The 17,782-nt window shown below is 39.8% G+C and carries 12 protein-coding genes and 1 pseudogene; 11 read left to right on the forward strand and 2 right to left on the reverse strand.

Annotated features, from left to right (window positions below; translation table 11 throughout):
• Positions 1-40 precede the first annotated feature (40 nt).
• Positions 41-736 carry a hypothetical protein gene (locus AXK38_05025; protein AMH88643.1) on the reverse strand — a complete coding sequence of 232 codons (696 nt, stop codon included), beginning with the start codon at positions 734-736 and terminating at the stop codon, positions 41-43.
• A gap of 708 nt (positions 737-1,444) precedes the next feature.
• Between AXK38_05025 and AXK38_05030 the strand changes: the two genes are divergently transcribed.
• Genes AXK38_05030 through AXK38_05055 form a run of 6 tightly spaced genes read left to right on the forward strand, consistent with a single transcriptional unit; the run spans position 1,445 to position 8,116 of the window.
• Positions 1,445-2,905 carry an arginine decarboxylase gene (locus AXK38_05030; protein ID AMH88644.1) on the forward strand — a complete coding sequence of 487 codons (1,461 nt, stop codon included), beginning with the start codon at positions 1,445-1,447 and terminating at the stop codon, positions 2,903-2,905.
• Positions 2,906-3,766 carry a spermidine synthase gene (locus AXK38_05035; GenBank protein ID AMH88645.1) on the forward strand — a complete coding sequence of 287 codons (861 nt, stop codon included), beginning with the start codon at positions 2,906-2,908 and terminating at the stop codon, positions 3,764-3,766.
• On the forward strand, positions 3,763-5,022 hold the full coding sequence (locus AXK38_05040) for a saccharopine dehydrogenase (GenBank protein ID AMH88646.1): 1,260 nt from the start codon (positions 3,763-3,765) through the stop codon (positions 5,020-5,022). Before AXK38_05035 ends, AXK38_05040 begins: the two co-directional genes overlap by 4 nt.
• The gene (locus tag AXK38_05045; GenBank protein ID AMH88647.1) at positions 5,022-6,149 is read left to right on the forward strand and encodes a carboxynorspermidine decarboxylase; all 1,128 of its coding nucleotides are present in this window, start codon (positions 5,022-5,024) and stop codon (positions 6,147-6,149) included. The genes AXK38_05040 and AXK38_05045 overlap by 1 nt, the downstream gene beginning before the upstream one ends.
• On the forward strand, positions 6,146-7,231 hold the full coding sequence (locus tag AXK38_05050) for an agmatine deiminase (protein AMH88648.1): 1,086 nt from the start codon (positions 6,146-6,148) through the stop codon (positions 7,229-7,231). Before AXK38_05045 ends, AXK38_05050 begins: the two co-directional genes overlap by 4 nt.
• A 9-nt stretch (positions 7,232-7,240) precedes the next feature.
• On the forward strand, positions 7,241-8,116 hold the full coding sequence (locus AXK38_05055; GenBank protein ID AMH88649.1) for an N-carbamoylputrescine amidase: 876 nt from the start codon (positions 7,241-7,243) through the stop codon (positions 8,114-8,116).
• 230 nt (positions 8,117-8,346) lie between these two features.
• Here AXK38_05055 and AXK38_05060 read toward each other — a convergent pair.
• Positions 8,347-9,886, reverse strand: a pseudogene (locus AXK38_05060) (recombinase).
• Here AXK38_05060 and AXK38_05065 point away from each other — a divergent pair.
• From AXK38_05065 to AXK38_05085, 5 genes are all read left to right on the forward strand, one after another.
• Positions 9,885-10,157 carry a transposase gene (locus AXK38_05065; GenBank protein AMH89637.1) on the forward strand — a complete coding sequence of 91 codons (273 nt, stop codon included), beginning with the start codon at positions 9,885-9,887 and terminating at the stop codon, positions 10,155-10,157. The pseudogene AXK38_05060 and the gene AXK38_05065 overlap by 2 nt on opposite strands.
• Positions 10,158-10,303: 146 nt before the next feature.
• The gene (locus AXK38_05070; GenBank protein ID AMH89638.1) at positions 10,304-12,268 is read left to right on the forward strand and encodes a restriction endonuclease subunit M; all 1,965 of its coding nucleotides are present in this window, start codon (positions 10,304-10,306) and stop codon (positions 12,266-12,268) included.
• 2 nt (positions 12,269-12,270) lie between these two features.
• On the forward strand, positions 12,271-14,901 hold the full coding sequence (locus AXK38_05075; GenBank protein ID AMH88650.1) for a restriction endonuclease: 2,631 nt from the start codon (positions 12,271-12,273) through the stop codon (positions 14,899-14,901).
• A 20-nt stretch (positions 14,902-14,921) separates the two neighbouring features.
• Positions 14,922-16,517, forward strand: coding sequence for an ATP-dependent endonuclease (locus AXK38_05080; GenBank protein AMH88651.1), 1,596 nt, complete (start codon positions 14,922-14,924; stop codon positions 16,515-16,517).
• Positions 16,499-17,536, forward strand: a complete 1,038-nt coding sequence (locus AXK38_05085; protein AMH88652.1) for an RNA helicase — start codon at positions 16,499-16,501, stop codon at positions 17,534-17,536. The genes AXK38_05080 and AXK38_05085 overlap by 19 nt, the downstream gene beginning before the upstream one ends.
• The last annotated feature ends 246 nt before the right edge of the window (positions 17,537-17,782 follow it).

Consider the following 17,782-nt stretch of genomic DNA (forward strand, 5'->3'; position numbering starts at 1 on the left):
AAAGATACCTCGACTTCAGAATCGAGGTATTTCTTGTGTTTTAAATGCTGAAAAGTTGTCCTAGCAGAAAGGTAACTCCCATGGTCAAGAGGCCAATAGCGAGATTCCGAATCATAGCTGTTTTGGTTGGGGCTTTTCCAAGTTTGGCACTAGTGTAACCAGTGAGAAGAAGGGCCACACCGACGATAAGGACGGTAGCAGGGATGCGGTATTCACTTGGGAAAATGGTCACTGACAGCATTGGTGGTAAGCTACCAAGGAAAAAAGCAACGAAGCTAGAAATGGCAGCGTGCCAAGGATTGGTAAACTCTTCATACTCAATCCCATATTTTTCCTCTACCAAAGCCTTGAGTGGATTTTTAAGAAAGGCCTTATTGGTCAAGAGTTGGGCAGAGGTTTCACATTCTCCATTTTGGATATAGGCAGCATAGAGGGATTTTTTGGCGAGTTCCATATCTTGGTCTAGCAAGAGTTGCTCACGCGCAACGGCCGCTTCCTCGGTATCTTTTTGAGTTGAAACGGATACATATTCTCCACCAGCCATTGAAAAGGCACCAGCTAAGATAGCTGCAAATCCTGATAAAAAGATAATCCAGATATTGGTCGTGGCACTGGCAACCCCGATAACCACACCAGCAATGGAAATAATCCCATCGTTTGCACCAAGAACACCCGCACGCAGGATATTTAAACGACCTGCAAAATTGGAATCAATTTCGTGATTTGTTTCTGACATATTATTCTCCTTTTTATCCAGTATAAAGGAAACAGATAATGAAATCAATCTTTTAAAAGTATCTGAAAAAAGTTGCACGATTTTAATGATATAAAAATGTCGACATCTTCTCTGATAGATGAAACACCGAAGATAAAGAGTATAGAATGGCATAAAAAATTTTAAATTAAATATGATAATCATTTTGTTCACTTTATAATCGTTTACAAGAGAATAATTAGTATTAAATCAAATAGAATCCAAATATTTTGCGAACTTTTTTATATTTTTTTCGTAAAATACTTTACAAGTTCTTAAAAACATGATATAGTAATAAAGCTTAGAAAATGAGATGATGTTTTCTAGCAAATATAAACCCGAGTAAAAAATGCCTACGGACAGGCAGGGTTGAATGCCGAAGCGTGGTTGAAAAACCACATTATTGATAGGGTTAAAAGCCTACTTTTATAAGTTGATGTTAGGATACTTGTCCTAATTCATAAATTTTTAGTGTGGTGAAAGCACACGTCATCTTGTGAAACGATCAATAAAGTACGTAATATTTGCTACTAGAGAGTTAGGAAACATCAGGAACAGACATACTCAAAAGAAACAAACATAAAAACGTCAGAAGATTGCAGAGCAGGTGAAAACCTGCTCTTTTTTCATGAGTCAACCTTTAGTTCCTTAGTTTTCATAAGGTCCTAAAAATATTGAAAGGAGTATGTCTTGAAGGAGTTAGATCAAAACCAAGCCCCAATTTATGAGGCCTTGGTGAAGTTACGCAAGAAAAGGATTGTTCCCTTTGATGTTCCAGGTCATAAGCGTGGACGAGGAAATCCAGAACTTGTTGAACTACTAGGAGAAAAATGTGTTGGAATTGATGTCAATTCGATGAAACCCTTGGATAATCTTGGTCACCCCATTTCGATTATTCGGGATGCAGAGGAGCTGGCTGCGAATGCTTTTGGAGCTAGCCATGCTTTTCTCATGATTGGTGGAACAACCTCATCGGTGCAGACTATGATTCTTTCCACCTGTAAGGCTGGAGATAAGATTATTCTGCCACGAAATGTCCACAAATCTGCTATTAATGCGCTGGTTCTATGTGGTGCCATTCCCATCTATATCGAGCTGAGTGTGGATCCTAAGATTGGTATCGCTTTAGGTCTTGAAAATGACCGAGTAGCCCAGGCCATAAAGGACCATCCAGATGCTAAGGCCATTTTGATTAACAATCCTACTTACTACGGAATCTGTTCAGACCTAAAGGGGTTGACAGAAGTGGCTCATGAAGCTGGTATGCTGGTTTTAGTAGATGAAGCCCACGGAGCGCATTTGCATTTTACTGATAAACTTCCAATTTCTGCTATGGATGCAGGGGCTGATATGGCAGCAGTTTCCATGCATAAGTCTGGTGGGAGTCTGACACAAAGTTCGCTTCTTTTAATCGGGGAGCAGATGAACCCTGAATACGTACGTCAGATTATCAATCTTACCCAGTCAACATCCGCCTCTTACTTATTGATGGCTAGTTTGGATATTTCGCGTCGCAACTTGGCTCTTCGTGGTAAAGAGTCGTTTGAGAAAGTCATTGAGCTATCCGAGTACGCTCGTCGTGAAATCAATGCCATAGGTGGCTACTATGCCTACTCAAAAGAGTTAATAGACGGAGTGTCCGTTTGCGATTTTGACGTGACCAAGTTGTCAGTTTACACTCAGGGTATTGGCTTAACAGGTATCGAGGTTTATGACCTCCTACGAGACGAATACGACATTCAGATTGAGTTTGGTGATATTGGCAATATCTTGGCCTATATTTCGATTGGTGACCGTATCCAAGACATCGAGCGCTTAGTCGGTGCTTTGGCTGATATCAAGAGACTCTATTCACGAGACGGGAAGGACTTGATAGCTGGAGAATATATCCAGCCCGAGTTAGTGCTGTCTCCACAAGAAGCCTTCTATTCAGAGAGAAAAAGTTTGTCTTTAGACGAATCTGTTGGACAAGTCTGTGGGGAATTTGTCATGTGCTATCCTCCAGGAATCCCTATTTTGGCTCCTGGAGAACGCATTACACGAGAAATTGTAGACTATATCCAATTTGCCAAGGAACGTGGTTGCTCCCTCCAAGGGACGGAAGATCCTGAGGTCAATCGCATCAACGTCATTAAGAGAAAGGAGAGCTAAATGGATTTATGGTTTTCTGAAGTTCATACTCCAGATGTGAAATTGTCCCTGAGAACAGCCAAGCAACTCTACGCTGGTAAAAGTGAATGGCAGGATATCGAAGTCTTGGATACGCCAGCTTTTGGTAAAATACTGATTTTAAATGGGCACGTCTTATTTTCAGATGCAGATGACTTTGTCTACAACGAAATGACAGTTCACGTTCCCATGGCTGTCCACCCAAATCCCAAGAAAGTCTTGGTTATTGGGGGTGGCGACGGAGGTGTTGCTCAAGTATTAACCCTCTATCCTGAACTGGAGCAAATCGATATTGTGGAACCAGATGAGATGTTGGTTGAGGTCTGTCGTGAGTATTTCCCAGACTTTGCCGCAGGGCTAGATGATCCTCGTGTTACCATTTACTACCAAAATGGGCTACGCTTTTTGCGAAACTGCGAAGATGATTACGATATTATCATCAACGATGCGACAGATCCCTTTGGACATACGGAAGGGCTCTTTACCAAGGAATTTTACGGCAATAGTTATCGAGCTCTAAAGGAAGATGGTATCATGATCTACCAGCATGGGAGTCCATTCTTTGACGAGGATGAGTCAGCTTGTCGAAGCATGCACCGTAAGGTCAATCAAGCCTTTCCAATCAGTCGGGTCTATCAGGCCCATATTCCAACCAGTCCAGCTGGCTATTGGTTGTTTGGATTTGCATCGAAAAAATACCACCCTGTCAAAGATTTTGACAAGGAAGGCTGGAAAAAACGTCAGCTTTTTACAGAATACTACACTGCAAACTTACATGTGGGAGCCTTTATGTTGCCCAAGTATGTTGAGGACATTTTAGAAGAAGAGGAAGGAAAAAAATGAGTCGTTTATTAGTTATTGGATGTGGGGGCGTTGCCCAAGTTGCTATTTCAAAGATTTGTCAGGATAGCGAAACGTTTAAAGAAATTATGATTGCTAGCCGTACCAAGTCAAAATGTGATGACTTGAAGGCTAAATTAGAAGGTAAAACAAGTACAAAGATTGAGACAGCTGCTCTTGATGCTGACAAGGTAGAAGAAGTGATTGCCTTGATTGAAAGCTACAAGCCAGAAGCCGTTTTGAACGTAGCGCTACCATACCAAGACTTGACTATTATGGATGCTTGTTTGGCTACAGGTGTCCACTATATCGACACAGCTAACTACGAGGCAGAGGATACAGAAGATCCTGAATGGCGTGCTATTTATGAGAAACGTTGTAAGGAACTTGGTTTTACAGCCTACTTTGACTACTCATGGCAATGGGCTTATCAAGAAAAATTCAAGGAAGCAGGCTTGACCGCTCTACTTGGTTCTGGTTTTGACCCAGGTGTGACTAGTGTCTTTTCAGCCTATGCCCTCAAACATTATTTTGATGAAATCCATTATATCGACATTTTGGACTGTAATGGTGGTGACCACGGTTATCCGTTTGCGACCAACTTTAACCCAGAAATTAATCTCCGTGAGGTTTCAGCACCAGGTTCTTACTGGGAAGATGGAAAATGGGTCGAAGTTGAAGCCATGTCTATCAAGCGTGAGTATGATTTTCCTCAGGTTGGACAAAAAGATATGTATCTCCTTCATCATGAAGAAATTGAATCATTGGCGAAAAATATTCCAGGTGTTAAACGGATTCGCTTCTTTATGACCTTTGGTCAATCTTATCTAACGCACATGAAATGCTTGGAAAACGTTGGTCTCCTTCGTACAGATGCTATTAACTTCAATGGACAAGACATTGTTCCGATTCAATTCTTAAAAGCCTTGCTTCCAGATCCAGCCAGCCTTGGGCCACGTACAGTTGGTAAAACCAATATTGGATGTATCTTTACAGGTGTCAAGGATGGTGTTGAAAAGACCATCTACATCTACAATGTCTGCGATCATCAGGAATGTTACACAGAAGTTGGTTCACAAGCTATTTCTTACACGACAGGCGTTCCAGCCATGATTGGGACAAAATTAGTCGTGAACGGTACTTGGAAACAAGCTGGAGTGTATAACCTTGAAGAATTGGATCCAGATCCATTCATGGAAGCTTTGAATGAGTATGGTTTGCCATGGGTTGTGGTTGAAAATCCACAAATGGTGGACTAATGAAGCTAGAACAAGTACCAACACCAGCCTATGTCATTGACTTGGCCAAGTTAGAAGCCAATTGCCGCATTCTACAATATGTTCAAGAAGAAGCTGGTTGCAAGGTTTTGCTTGCCCAGAAGGCGTATTCCCTTTATAAAACCTATCCCTTGATTAGCCAGTATCTCTCTGGTACAACAGCTAGTGGACTTTATGAAGCCAAATTGGCAAGGGAAGAATTTCCTGGTGAAGTTCATGTTTTTGCACCTGCTTTCAAGGATGCGGACTTGGAGGAATTGCTGGAGATAACAGACCATATCGTCTTTAACTCAGAGAGACAGTTGCGTAAACATGGGGCCCGTTGTCATGAAGCTGGTATCAGTGTCGGTCTACGCCTCAATCCTAAATGTTCAACGCAGGGTGACCACGCGCTCTATGACCCTTGTGCACCAGGCTCTCGTTTTGGAGTCACTCTAGACAAGATTCCGAGTGATTTGTTGGATTTGGTGGATGGACTTCATTTTCATACCCTTTGCGAGCAGGGAGCAGATGATTTACAGACAACTTTGAAAGCAGTAGAAGCGCAGTTTGGTTCCTACTTACATCAAGTCAAATGGCTCAATATGGGTGGTGGACATCATATTACAAGAGATGACTATGATGTGGACTTGTTGATTTCAGAAATCAAGCGTATCCGAGAAACTTATAATCTTGAAATCTATATCGAGCCAGGTGAAGCTATTGCGCTCAATGCGGGTTATCTAGCAACTGAGGTTTTGGATATTGTCGAAAACGGTATGGAGATTTTGGTTTTAGATGCCTCCGCGACCTGCCATATGCCTGATGTACTTGAGATGCCCTATCGTCCACCTTTGAGAAATGGCTTTGAGGCACAGGAAAAAGCCCATACCTATAGACTTTCTTCCAATACCTGCCTGACGGGTGATGTGATCGGCGATTATAGTTTTGAAAATCCAGTCCAAATCGGAGACAGACTTTATTTTGAAGATATGGCTATTTATTCCTTTGTCAAAAATAATACCTTCAACGGTATTGGGCTCCCAAGCCTCTATATCATGGATAAGAATGGAGATTGTGATTTGGTCAAAACTTTTGGTTATCAAGACTTTAAAGGGAGATTATCATGATAGAAACGCCAAAAAAATTAGGCTATCGCATGCCAGCAGAATATGACGCCCACCATGGTACCTTGATGATTTGGCCAACTCGACCAGGATCTTGGCCTTATCAAGGTAAGGCAGCCAAGAAGGCTTTTAGCCAGATTATCAAAACCATAGCAGAAGGGGAAAGAGTCTATCTTTTGGTAGAGCAAAATTACTTAGCTGAAGCCCAAGACTACCTTGGAGATAGCGTTGTTTATTTAGATATTCCGACCAATGATGCCTGGGCTCGAGATACAGGCCCAACCATTCTCGTCAATGATAAAAGAGAGAAATTGGCTGTCGATTGGGCTTTCAATGCTTGGGGCGGAGCTGTAGATGGTCTTTATCAAGATTATGAAGATGATGACCAAGTAGCTAGTCGTTTTGCTGAGGCCTTGGAAATGCCTGTTTATGATGCCAAACCTTTTGTCCTAGAAGGCGGAGCGATACATAGCGATGGTCAAGGAACGATTCTCGTGACTGAAAGTTGCTTGCTTAGTCCTGGCCGCAATCCTCACCTGACTAAAGAAGATATTGAAAAGACCTTACTAGAGAGCCTTGCTGCCGAAAAAGTTATCTGGCTTCCTTATGGTATTTATCAGGACGAAACCAATGAACATGTCGACAATGTTGCTGCCTTTGTTGGTCCTGCAGAGCTTGTTTTGGCTTGGACAGATGATCAAAACGATCCCCAGTATGCCATGTCAAAAGCAGATCTCGAACTCTTAGAACAGGAAACAGATGCAAAAGGTCGTCCCTTCACTATTCATAAATTGCCTATCCCTGCAGTTCGACAAGTTGTGACAGAAGAAGACCTACCAGGCTATTCCTACGAAGAAGGTGAAGAAGAGCGATACGCAGGTGAAAGACTTGCTGCTTCCTACGTCAATTTCTATATTGCTAACAAGGCAGTCTTGGTTCCCCAGTTTCAAGATAAAAATGACCAAGTGGCCTTGGAGATCCTCGGCAAGTGTTTCCCAGACCGTAAAGTTGTCGGAATACCAGCCAGAGATATTCTCTTAGGCGGTGGCAATATCCACTGTATCACCCAACAAATCCCAGAATAGGAGAAAAAGATGAGAAATGTAAGAGTTGCAGCCATTCAGATGCAATGTGCTAAGGATGTTGAAACGAATATTCAAACAGCTGAACGTTTAGTTCGACAAGCTGCTGATCAAGGAGCCCATATTATTCTCTTGCCCGAATTGTTTGAACGTCCCTATTTCTGTCAGGAGCGTCAGTATGACTACTACCAGTATGCTCAGTCGGTGGCAGAAAATACCGCTATTCAGCATTTTAAGGAGATTGCTAAGGAGTTGCAAGTTGTTTTACCAATCAGTTTCTATGAAAAAGATGGCAATGTTTTGTATAACTCTATCGCTGTCATTGATGCAGATGGGGAAGTGCTGGGCGTTTATCGAAAAACTCACATACCAGATGACCATTACTATCAAGAAAAGTTTTATTTCACACCTGGTAACACAGGCTTCAAGGTATGGGATACTCGCTATGCTAAGATTGGTATTGGTATCTGTTGGGATCAATGGTTCCCTGAAACAGCCCGTTGTCTTGCGTTAAATGGAGCAGAATTGCTCTTTTATCCAACAGCTATTGGCTCTGAGCCTATCCTAGATACGGACAGTTGTGGGCACTGGCAACGTACCATGCAAGGACATGCAGCAGCAAATATTGTTCCAGTTATTGCAGCCAATCGTTACGGTTTGGAAGAAGTAACTCCTAGCGAGGAAAATGGTGGACAGAGTTCCAGTCTTGACTTCTACGGCTCGTCCTTTATGACGGATGAAACAGGAGCTATTCTAGAGCGAGCTGAAAGACAAAGCGAAGCTGTTCTGTTAGCCACTTATGACCTTGACAAGGGAGCAAGCGAACGCCTGAACTGGGGTCTCTTTAGAGATAGAAGACCAGAAATGTATCAACGGATTACGGACTAGTAGGGGAGGAATGAGAGATTCATTGAGTATAACTTCTTATTAGCAACAGAAAAATACTATGTCATCTAGCAAGTAGATTTTGTATTTTAACTCTCTAAGGCTTTCTCGCGATTTTATGCGAGGAGCTTTTCTGTTTAAGCTTTATCAATAAAATATGCTATAATATCCACACCTCCCCCAGCAGTCCAATCTGTTAAATTGTGGAGCGAACTGCTTTTTGCTCGCTCCTTTTATATTTCGCCGATAAAGCGGTAATGTAGCTCGATTGGCACTTGACGATTTTTACCTAGTCCAGTTGGCTGGTGGACAACAATTTTGTCGATTAACTCGTTTACTAACTGTGTTGATATCGTTTCGACGTTGGTATACTGGCGAATAATTCGCATAAATCTGTCTATATTTTCTGTGGACTCTATCTGATTAGTTAAAATAGTTTGGAGTTCCTTAATTTGCTGATTGAGTTCAGTTTGTTCGGATTCATAATTGTCTGCTAATTTCTGAAATCGCTCATCGCTTATACCGTTAAGAAGTTGCTTTTCATAGAGTTTCTGCAGGATTATGTCAGTCTCTGTGTAACGTTTTGAGCTTGCTTTAGTTGTTTCTGTAAGCTATTTTGTTTCTTGTTTTCTCGAATATCGAAGCGAGATTTTAATTCCTCGAGCAACTTTTCTTCATCGAAATGGATGGCAGAGACCAGTTGCTGAAACTCATTTAAAATTAGCTCCTATAAAATTTCCTTTCGAAGATAGTGGGAGCCTGAACAAGTATCACCTACTCGATAGTAGTAGTGGCACTTGTAGTGGTCTAGATTGACATCATCTTTTTGTTGCGGACAAAAGCTCAACTTATGTCCATTTTCACAAAAGACGAGACCAGTGAAAATATTTTCATGCCCAGATTTATCTTTCCAGTTATGCCTCGGTTGAATGCGTTTATGTCCAAGCATTTTTCTTGTTAAAGCAAAATCTTCTTTCGAATTAATCGCCTCATGCCTGTCTGGAAAAATCAACCAATCCTCTCGAGGTCGTAGCCGATCATTCCACTGTTTGTAAGAAATCTTGGCTGTCATGAGATTGATAGTCGCTCCAGTGTATTCCTCTTTTTCGAGAATCTGATAAATCATCTGATTTTTCCAAAAATAAGGGTCACTTTCTAAAATGCGATAATTTGAAATCCCGAGTTTTTTCTCGTAGTTGGCTGGAGTCAGAATTTTATCCTTCCTTAATCCTCTTGCAATTTCTACCAAAGGCTTTCCTGAGAGGTATTCTTCAAAAATTCGCTTCACAATTTGACTAGCATATTCGTCCACTAGCCACTCTTTACGGTTGCCTGGATTGTTGAGATAGCCGTACAGGGCAATCCAACCAATCTTTTCGCCAGTCTTAGCTTTGGTGTACTTGGAGAGCTTTATTTTTTCGCTACACTGCAAGCTATACCAGTTATTAAAAAGTGAAACAAGCGGAGTCAAATATGCGTCTTGCGAATTGCGTTTCGAGCTATCCAGATTTTCATTTAAGGAAATAAAGCGGATATTTTTTGGACGGGAAAGTAATTTCAGTGAACTGCCCAGATAAGAGGTAGTCTCAACTGAGACGGCTTAAATCTTTTACTACAAAATTTGCAACTGCCAGACTCGACAAGGTTTAAAGCCTTTTGAAAGTCTGGGCGTTGAGAATTCGAACCCGAAAATCCATCGTCCAGAAAGAAGTACGGATTGATTAAACCTTCACGTTCCACAACCGGAGCTAAAATTTGCTTTTGGCTAGAGATGGAATTGCTTTCTCCTTCGTTAGCGTCTTCGGCGGATAAACTCCAAGTGGAGGTTTATTTTCCGGACCCTCATGCCCCATGGCAGCGTGGAACAAATGAAAATACAAATGGCTTATTACGAGAATACTTTCCTAAAGGAAGTGATTTGACAGATGTGGAGGAGACCGTCATTCAAGAGTGGGAGGATAAATTAAATCATAGATCAAGGGAATGTCTTAACTGGAAAACTCCTTATGAAGTATTTTATGATAAAATTGTACACTTAATTTGACAATTCAAGCTCAAAAAATTGCCTTCAATATGCTATAATATAGCTAAAATATAAATCCGAAGAGAGCTCTCTTTCTTAGTTATAAATATAACTAAGGAATTCTATTAGCTCCTTTTATGAAAAAAGTTGAGAGGATGACCAAGGTTATGAAGCAAGAGCTAGAGCGACTACTATCGCAGAAGGAAGAATTTTTAGTAGAGGGCGCACTAAACAAGAATAAACTGGCAGAACTGGCAAGACAGTATGATTCTATGTTACTCAATCTTTTGATGAGTGAGCCTACTATTTCAAACCACTTTTTCAGCATACTTAAAGAAGGTATCTTGGTTTTCAAAAAAGATACTTTTCTGCAGTTCCTCAATAATAAGGAGTTTTTGCCTGATAGCTTTACGACATACAAGACCAAGATTGGGCTTGCGACTAGTGATAATCGCTACTTGTCAGAAAATAATGAAGTTGTCCTCAATTTTCCTTATAAAGACTGTGTATTAGAAGGCGGGCAGATCAAGAACGATGCCAAACGTCAGGAGATTTTCTTTAACGAAACCCTTGCGCCAACGGAAATCAATCGCCTGTTGGATGATAAAGTGCTAACCAATTTTAAACGATTTGACGCCGATGGCGAGCATGAGGCGACAGAGTTTAAAGACACGGACAACCTGATTATTAAGGGGAATAATCTCATTGCTCTACATAGTTTGAAAAAGCGTTTTGCTGGCAAAATCAAGTTGATTTATATTGACCCTCCTTATAATACAGGCAGTGATAGTTTTGGGTATAATGACAGTTTTAATCATTCAACTTGGTTGACTTTTATGAAAAACCGACTTGAAGTTGCTAGGGAATTATTGTCGAAAGAGGGGGCAATATATGTTTCGATTGACGATAAAGAACAAGCCTATCTCAGAGTTTTGATGGATGAAATATTTGGAAAAGAAAACTTCTTAACTCAATTTAACTTTCAAGTTCGATATGCTGATAAGGCCATTGCAACAGAAACAATGTCATTTAAGCCGTTGATTGAATATACCCTTATGTATGCTAAAGACGCAACTCAGTTTGAAGCTATACAACCTACCGTTCCATATACCGATGATAAGTTTATGTGGCAAATTCAAGAATTAGAGTCAGGTAGAATGGAGGAAATTGCTGGTAATAAGGTTGAGATATTCGAGAAAGGGCAATGGAGTCTTAAAGAAGTGGAGCCGAATATGAATGCCTTAAAAGAAACGTGGATTTCGGGCTCTATTTATTCAAAGATGAGTTATGGTCAAGTCTATCAATCTATTGTCGAACCTCGTGTTGACATAGATGGTAATGGTGCACTGTATAAGATTTATGGACGTGGTGATGATGGTTTAGGGTACAGATACTATACCAATCCTCAAAAAGCAGGGGCATCTCGTGGAAAGATGTTTTCAGGAATGCCACTGGAGCGAAAAGAACAAATTTTGAATGGAGAGGCGGTAAAATTGTTGCCGATTGTTAACTTTGCTGATTTTGCAGGGGACTATGGCAATATTCGCCATGAGGGAGGTGTAGCACTGAATAGTGGAAAGAAACCTGAAAAACTATTGAAAACGCTACTAGATTATACAACCCGTGAGGGGGATATCATTTTAGATTTCTTCGGTGGTTCAGGTTCGACTGCTGCTACTGCACATAAAATGAAAAGACAGTATATTAGTATCGAACAAATGGATTATATCGAAGATAAAATCGTTACACGTTTAAACAATGTTATTCGAGGAGATTCGACAGGCGTTTCCAAAGATGTCAACTGGCAAGGCGGTGGTTCATTCGTTTATGCAGAATTGAAAAATGATGCTCAAGATTTTAAAGAGTCGATTTTGAAAGCAACCACGACCGAGGAATTGCTTGAATTATTCAATAAGGCAAAAACGTCATCCTTCCTTTCTTACCGTGTTGACCCTAAAAAATTGAAAGAAGCTGAGTTTAAAGAGTTGAGTTTGGCAGAACAAAAGCAGGTCTTGTCAGAACTTATCGATAATAATAACCTTTATGTTAATTATAGTGATATAGAGGATAGTAGCTTTGCTATCTCTTCACAAGAAAAAGCTCTTAACCGAGCCTTTTACGGGGAGGAGTAATCATGGAATTTCTATACGAAATCTATAACATGGCAAGTGCAAATGGTTTTATTGACTTCAAGGAAAATGTTCCAACTGAACTTGAGAAAAATCTCAAATACCCTCTTCGTGCCTACCAGAAGGAAGCCTTGGGGCGGTATTTACATTACAAGGAAGATACCAAAAATCGCTTGAGTCCCGAGCATGTCCTCTACAATATGGCGACAGGATCGGGCAAGACTCTTCTTATGGCCAGTCTCATTCTTGAAAAATATCAACAGGGGGAGCGCAACTTCATTTTCTTTGTAAATAATGAGAATATCTTGACGAAAACCCGTGATAACTTTTTGACAGCTGGAGCAAGCAAGTATCTCTTTGCAGAGAAAATCGTGCTCAATAATCAAGTTGTGCCTGTACGAGAGGTAACCGATTTTTCGGATAGTAATCCGAATGCTATTAACATTGTCTTTACGACTATTCAAAAGCTCCACCAAGATTTAAATACACCTAGAGAAAATCGCTTGTCTTATGAGCAGTTCGAAGATATTTCAGTTGTGCTTTTAGCCGACGAAGCTCACCACCTTAACGCAGGGCTAAACGCTGGCGAGAAAAAGGATAACACCAGCTGGACATCAACTATTGAAAACATTCAGAAGACGGCTAAAAAGTCTAGCCTATTAGAATTTACGGCGACCATTGACTTGAGCAATAAGGACATTGCCCAGAAGTACGAAAAGCATTTGCTTTATAAGTACGACCTGAAAGAGTTTCGTTTGGACAAGTATTCCAAGGATGTTCTTTTTCATCTGGTGGATAGTGATGCGTCGGCACGTATGCTTCAAGCTATTCTCATTAGCCAGTTCCGAAAGAAAATCGCTCTAAAAAACGGCATCAACTTGAAACCTCTGGTCATGTTCAAATCACAGAAGATTGCAGAGAGCAAGGGGAATCTGGATAGTTTTTTGGATTTGCTGACAAATCTAAGTGTTCAACAAATTGTCGCTCAGCGTGAGTTAGTCCAAGATGGCATTTTGAAACAAGCTTTTGACTTTTTTGATCAATCAGGGTTATCAGACCAAGATTTGATAGCAGAGCTACAAGAAGATTTTCGTCTCGAACGCCTGCTCTTGATTGATGGGAAAAATAAAACTAGCAATAGCTTGCTGGAATTGAATACACTTGAAAATCCTGAAAATGAGATTCGAGCGATTTTTGCTGTAGATATGCTCAACGAGGGCTGGGACGTACTGAATCTCTTCGATATTGTCCGTCTCTATGACACTCGTGATGGGAAAGTAACCAAGAATGGCTTTGTGGCGGGTTCAACGACTAACGCCGAAAAGCAATTGATTGGGCGTGGCGCTCGCTATTATCCATTTGTCTTTGGCGACAATCTAGATGAGAAATTCACTCGAAAATTCGATGAAAATGAGCTTCATGAACTGCGTGTCATTGAACAACTTCACTATCACTCTGCTAACAATCCAAGCTACATTTCCGAACTCAAGCAAGGCCTGCGTGAGTCTGGTATTTACGATGACCAAAATTTGGTAGAGCGTGAACTGCGACTGAAAGACAGTTTTAAGAAAACTCGCACTTATACGGACGGGCTTGTTTGGATGAATAAGCGTTTAAGTCGAAAAGAGCTGGTTGAAAAGCAGCAGCTATCTTTCTTGGATGATTCCATCATTCCGACTCGTTTTGAGGTGAGCTTGCCAACGCAGTCCAGCCGTGATATTAGTGCTTTTGAGGGAGATGATTTTGCTTTAGTGTCAGAAAATATCGTTAGCTTGCCGTACAAGTTTGGCAAGAAGATTGAACCACATATTGTTCGAGCTGCCATCAATCGAAATAAAGCCTATACCTTCGAAAACCTCATAAAGGTATTTCCTGGTTTGGCAAGCCTTGATGGTTTTATCACGATGTTACAAAACATTGACTTGATTATCGAGGGAGACAAAAAGTCGGTTGATAAACTGAGTCAAGAACACAAACTTTTTATCGTTGAAAAACTCTTACACTATATCGAAAAAGACTTGGTGGCACTTGAAGAACGATTTTATGGCTCAAATGAGTTTACGGCTTATAAGATTCAAGATTTGTTTGAAGAGAATATCAAGCGGAAATTCACAGTTAATCAGCAAAGCGATGCAGAGTTCGGATTGTCTCAGAAAAACCGCACAGAAACCCAGTATTTCGAAGATTTGGATACTTTTGATTGGTATGCTTATAATGACAACTTTGGAACTGACGAAGAAAAGATGCTAGTTCGAGTTATTAAGGAGCTGATGGCAGACTTGGAAGAAAAGTGGGAAGATATTTACCTACTTCGCAATGAAAAAGCTGTTAAGATTTATAACTTTGAAGATGGGCGTGCTTTCGAGCCAGACTTTCTGATGTTTGCGAATGATAAGAAAACGGGTAACGTCTCATGGCAGATTTTTATCGAACCAAAGGGTGGACAGTTCTTAGATAGCGACAATACTTTTGAGAATAGCAAGGAAGGCTGGAAACAGAAATTCCTTCGACAAATATCTGAACGAGATAAAGCTAGAACCCTGGTGGATGACGATCGTTACCGTATCATTGGCTTGCCGTTTTATAATCATGCGGTGAGCGAGGAGTTGGTGAAGGAAGCGTTGAGAGGATTGTAAATAATGGGTGAGATAGTTATATGATTTCAAGGATTGTTCTACAAAATTTCAAACGATTTACTTCTACGGAAATTTTATGCAATGGCGGTAAAAATATTTTTATCGGCGAAAATGGCGCAGGAAAATCAACGCTTCTCCAAGCCATTGGACTAGTGTTAAGCGGTAGTCATTCTCAAATTGAAAAAGTTAGCTTTGCTAGTCTAATGAACTCAACAGCTGTTTCGAAATTTTTAGCCGAAAAAGGGAATTTTAAACAACTTCCAGAGACCTTTATTGAGTTATATTTTGATGAGAATAATCCAGAAATAGCAGCAAATTACAAAATTGAAGGCGTTCATAATTCAAAAAAGATAAAGGCGTATGGAATTTGTCTGAAAATCACTCCCAATTCTGATTACCGTCAAGAAATTCAGGAAATTCTAACGGGCAACGCTTGGAACGTCTTTCCGTATGAATTTTACAAAGTTGAGTTTTTGACGTTTGCTGGAGAGTCGTACTTTTCTCACTCTAAGCCGTTCAAATTTTTGTATAGTACCGTTAACACAAGCTTGATAGATACAAATCAAGAAACTCGGAAAAGAATTGATGAGGTCTATTTGAGCTCTATTAATGAAACGAATCGAGCTAAGGTTAATAATAAATATAGAGAATCCTCACTTTCATTTATAAACGCTCTACGAGATGATAATTTAATAGAGTCAGTGGATTCGGAATTTACGCTACACTTCGAAGAATCTGAGAGAACTTTCAGAGACACTATTTCTGCTGCAAAAAACGGAGTGGATATTAAAAATCTCGGTCAAGGCGAAAAGGTGCTACTGGGTGTAGAAAACTCTTATAAATCTTTAAAAGATAGGGTTAAAATATTATTGATTGAAGAACCTGAAAATCATTTGAGCTACCTAAATTTACAAAAACTAGTAAATACACTAAGCGAGGATACGAATGTTCAGGTATTTATCGGTACACACTCAAATATAATAACCTCAAGACTTGGCGTTGACAATTTAATATTTGTTAACGAGGGTCAGACTTCGAAAGTTACTGATTTAAGCCCTGATACAGTTAAATTTTTCAAAAAATCAACAAACCAAAATCTTTTGAATTTTATTCTGTCTAAAAAAGTTATCTTAGTAGAAGGAAACGCTGAGTATATTTTGATGGAAAAGTTTTTCGAAATTATTCACTCTGAGGATGCGTCGAATTGCGATGTAGCTATTATCTCTGTCGACGGCTTAAGCTTTAAGAGATATTTAGAAATCACAAAAGGTTTTAGTGATAAAAAAGTTGCAGTAATTACAGATAATGATGGTGACTATCAATCGAAAGTGCTGGATAGGTATTCGGAGTATGATAGTTATGACAACATTAAGGTGTTCTCTGACAGCATCGACCTCAACCGTACGTTTGAGGTGTGTCTATATAATAAAAATTCAGATTTAATAGATTCTTTAGGCATCGCCCTTACTGATAACATTCAAGAATTTATGCTTCGAGAAAAAGCAGAGTTTGCGCTCAGACTATTAACAAAATTTAATGATAATGATTCATTACAGGAATCATTCAATATTCCAGATTATATTAAAGAGGCTATAGAATGGGTGAAAAACGATTAATTCATGCGGTTGCTGGAAGCGGAAAAACAAGAACGATAATTGAAAAAGTACAACCTGAAAAACGGAATCTGATTATAACATATACAGAAAATAATCAGGAAGTTCTAAAAGATAGACTTTGTGAGAAGTATGGGAACATTCCAGAAAATACTCATATTTTTGGAGTATTCGAATTTCTCTATAATTTTTGTCTAGTTCCTTACTTAGGTAGACGACCAAAGGGAATCATTTTTGATTACCAAAAAACGAACCAATTTGATAATAGTTCCGTAAGCAAAGATGGACGAATTATTCACAATCAACTCTCAAACTCTCTACTAAAGGGAGAGTTGACTATAAACAGAAAGAATGTTACATTCGATAATAGTTATCTGGATAGAATTGATAAATTTTTTGATTATGTATTTATCGATGAATGTCAAGATTTTGAGTCTGACGACTTCAAATGGATGCTTAGTTTGTCGGAGCTAAAAGCCGATGTATTTCTTTTAGGGGATTTTTATCAAAAAACATTCAGTACATCAAAAAGAGGGAACACAGGAAAAGGAATTCATTCAGATATAGACAGGTGGCTAGGAGAGATTTCTAAGGCTGGGTTCGAAATTGATACAGATACTTTATCTCATAGCCATAGATGTCCGACTGTTGTCTGTAACTTTATCTCGTCAAGATTAAGTGTATCTATCCGCTCTTGTTCGGAAGAGGTGGGTAGCATTGTAGAGTGTTTTGATGATAATGCTGCTATCAAAGAAATTATGGAGAATGACGCCATTTTAAAGTTATTTTACCAAAATTCCTCCACTTATAAATGCTTCAGTCAGAATTGGGGAGAGAGTAAAGGAGGAGAATTTTTAGATGTGTGCATTGTTTTAAATAAAAAAACACTTGACTCTTTTCATAAGCAACCTCTTTTAGAGCTAGCACCTTCTACTAAATCAAAATTCTATGTTGCATGTACTCGAGCTAAAAGAAACCTATATTTCATACCTGAAGCTAGTGTCTCATATTACAAAAAATAACTTTCGCACCGCCATTCGCTCCGAGTGGTTTGAGAATGAGCGACAACGCCCGACACAACGCTATCTTTCAAGCAAACCATCAGGTGACTTACTGCGTATTCTTCTTTCTTTTCGTCAGCTTTGAACTGATTTAATAATCGAAGTCGGCCGAGAGAACTCTCATAAATTTAAGCAGGAACCACATTAAGGTTTCTGCTTTTTCTTCATGCTGAACATTCGTCGACTTTTTTATCAACCAATACGAAA

The organism is Streptococcus mitis (assembly GCA_001560895.1).
In the GTDB taxonomy this organism is placed as follows: Bacteria; Bacillota; Bacilli; order Lactobacillales; family Streptococcaceae; genus Streptococcus; species Streptococcus mitis_Q.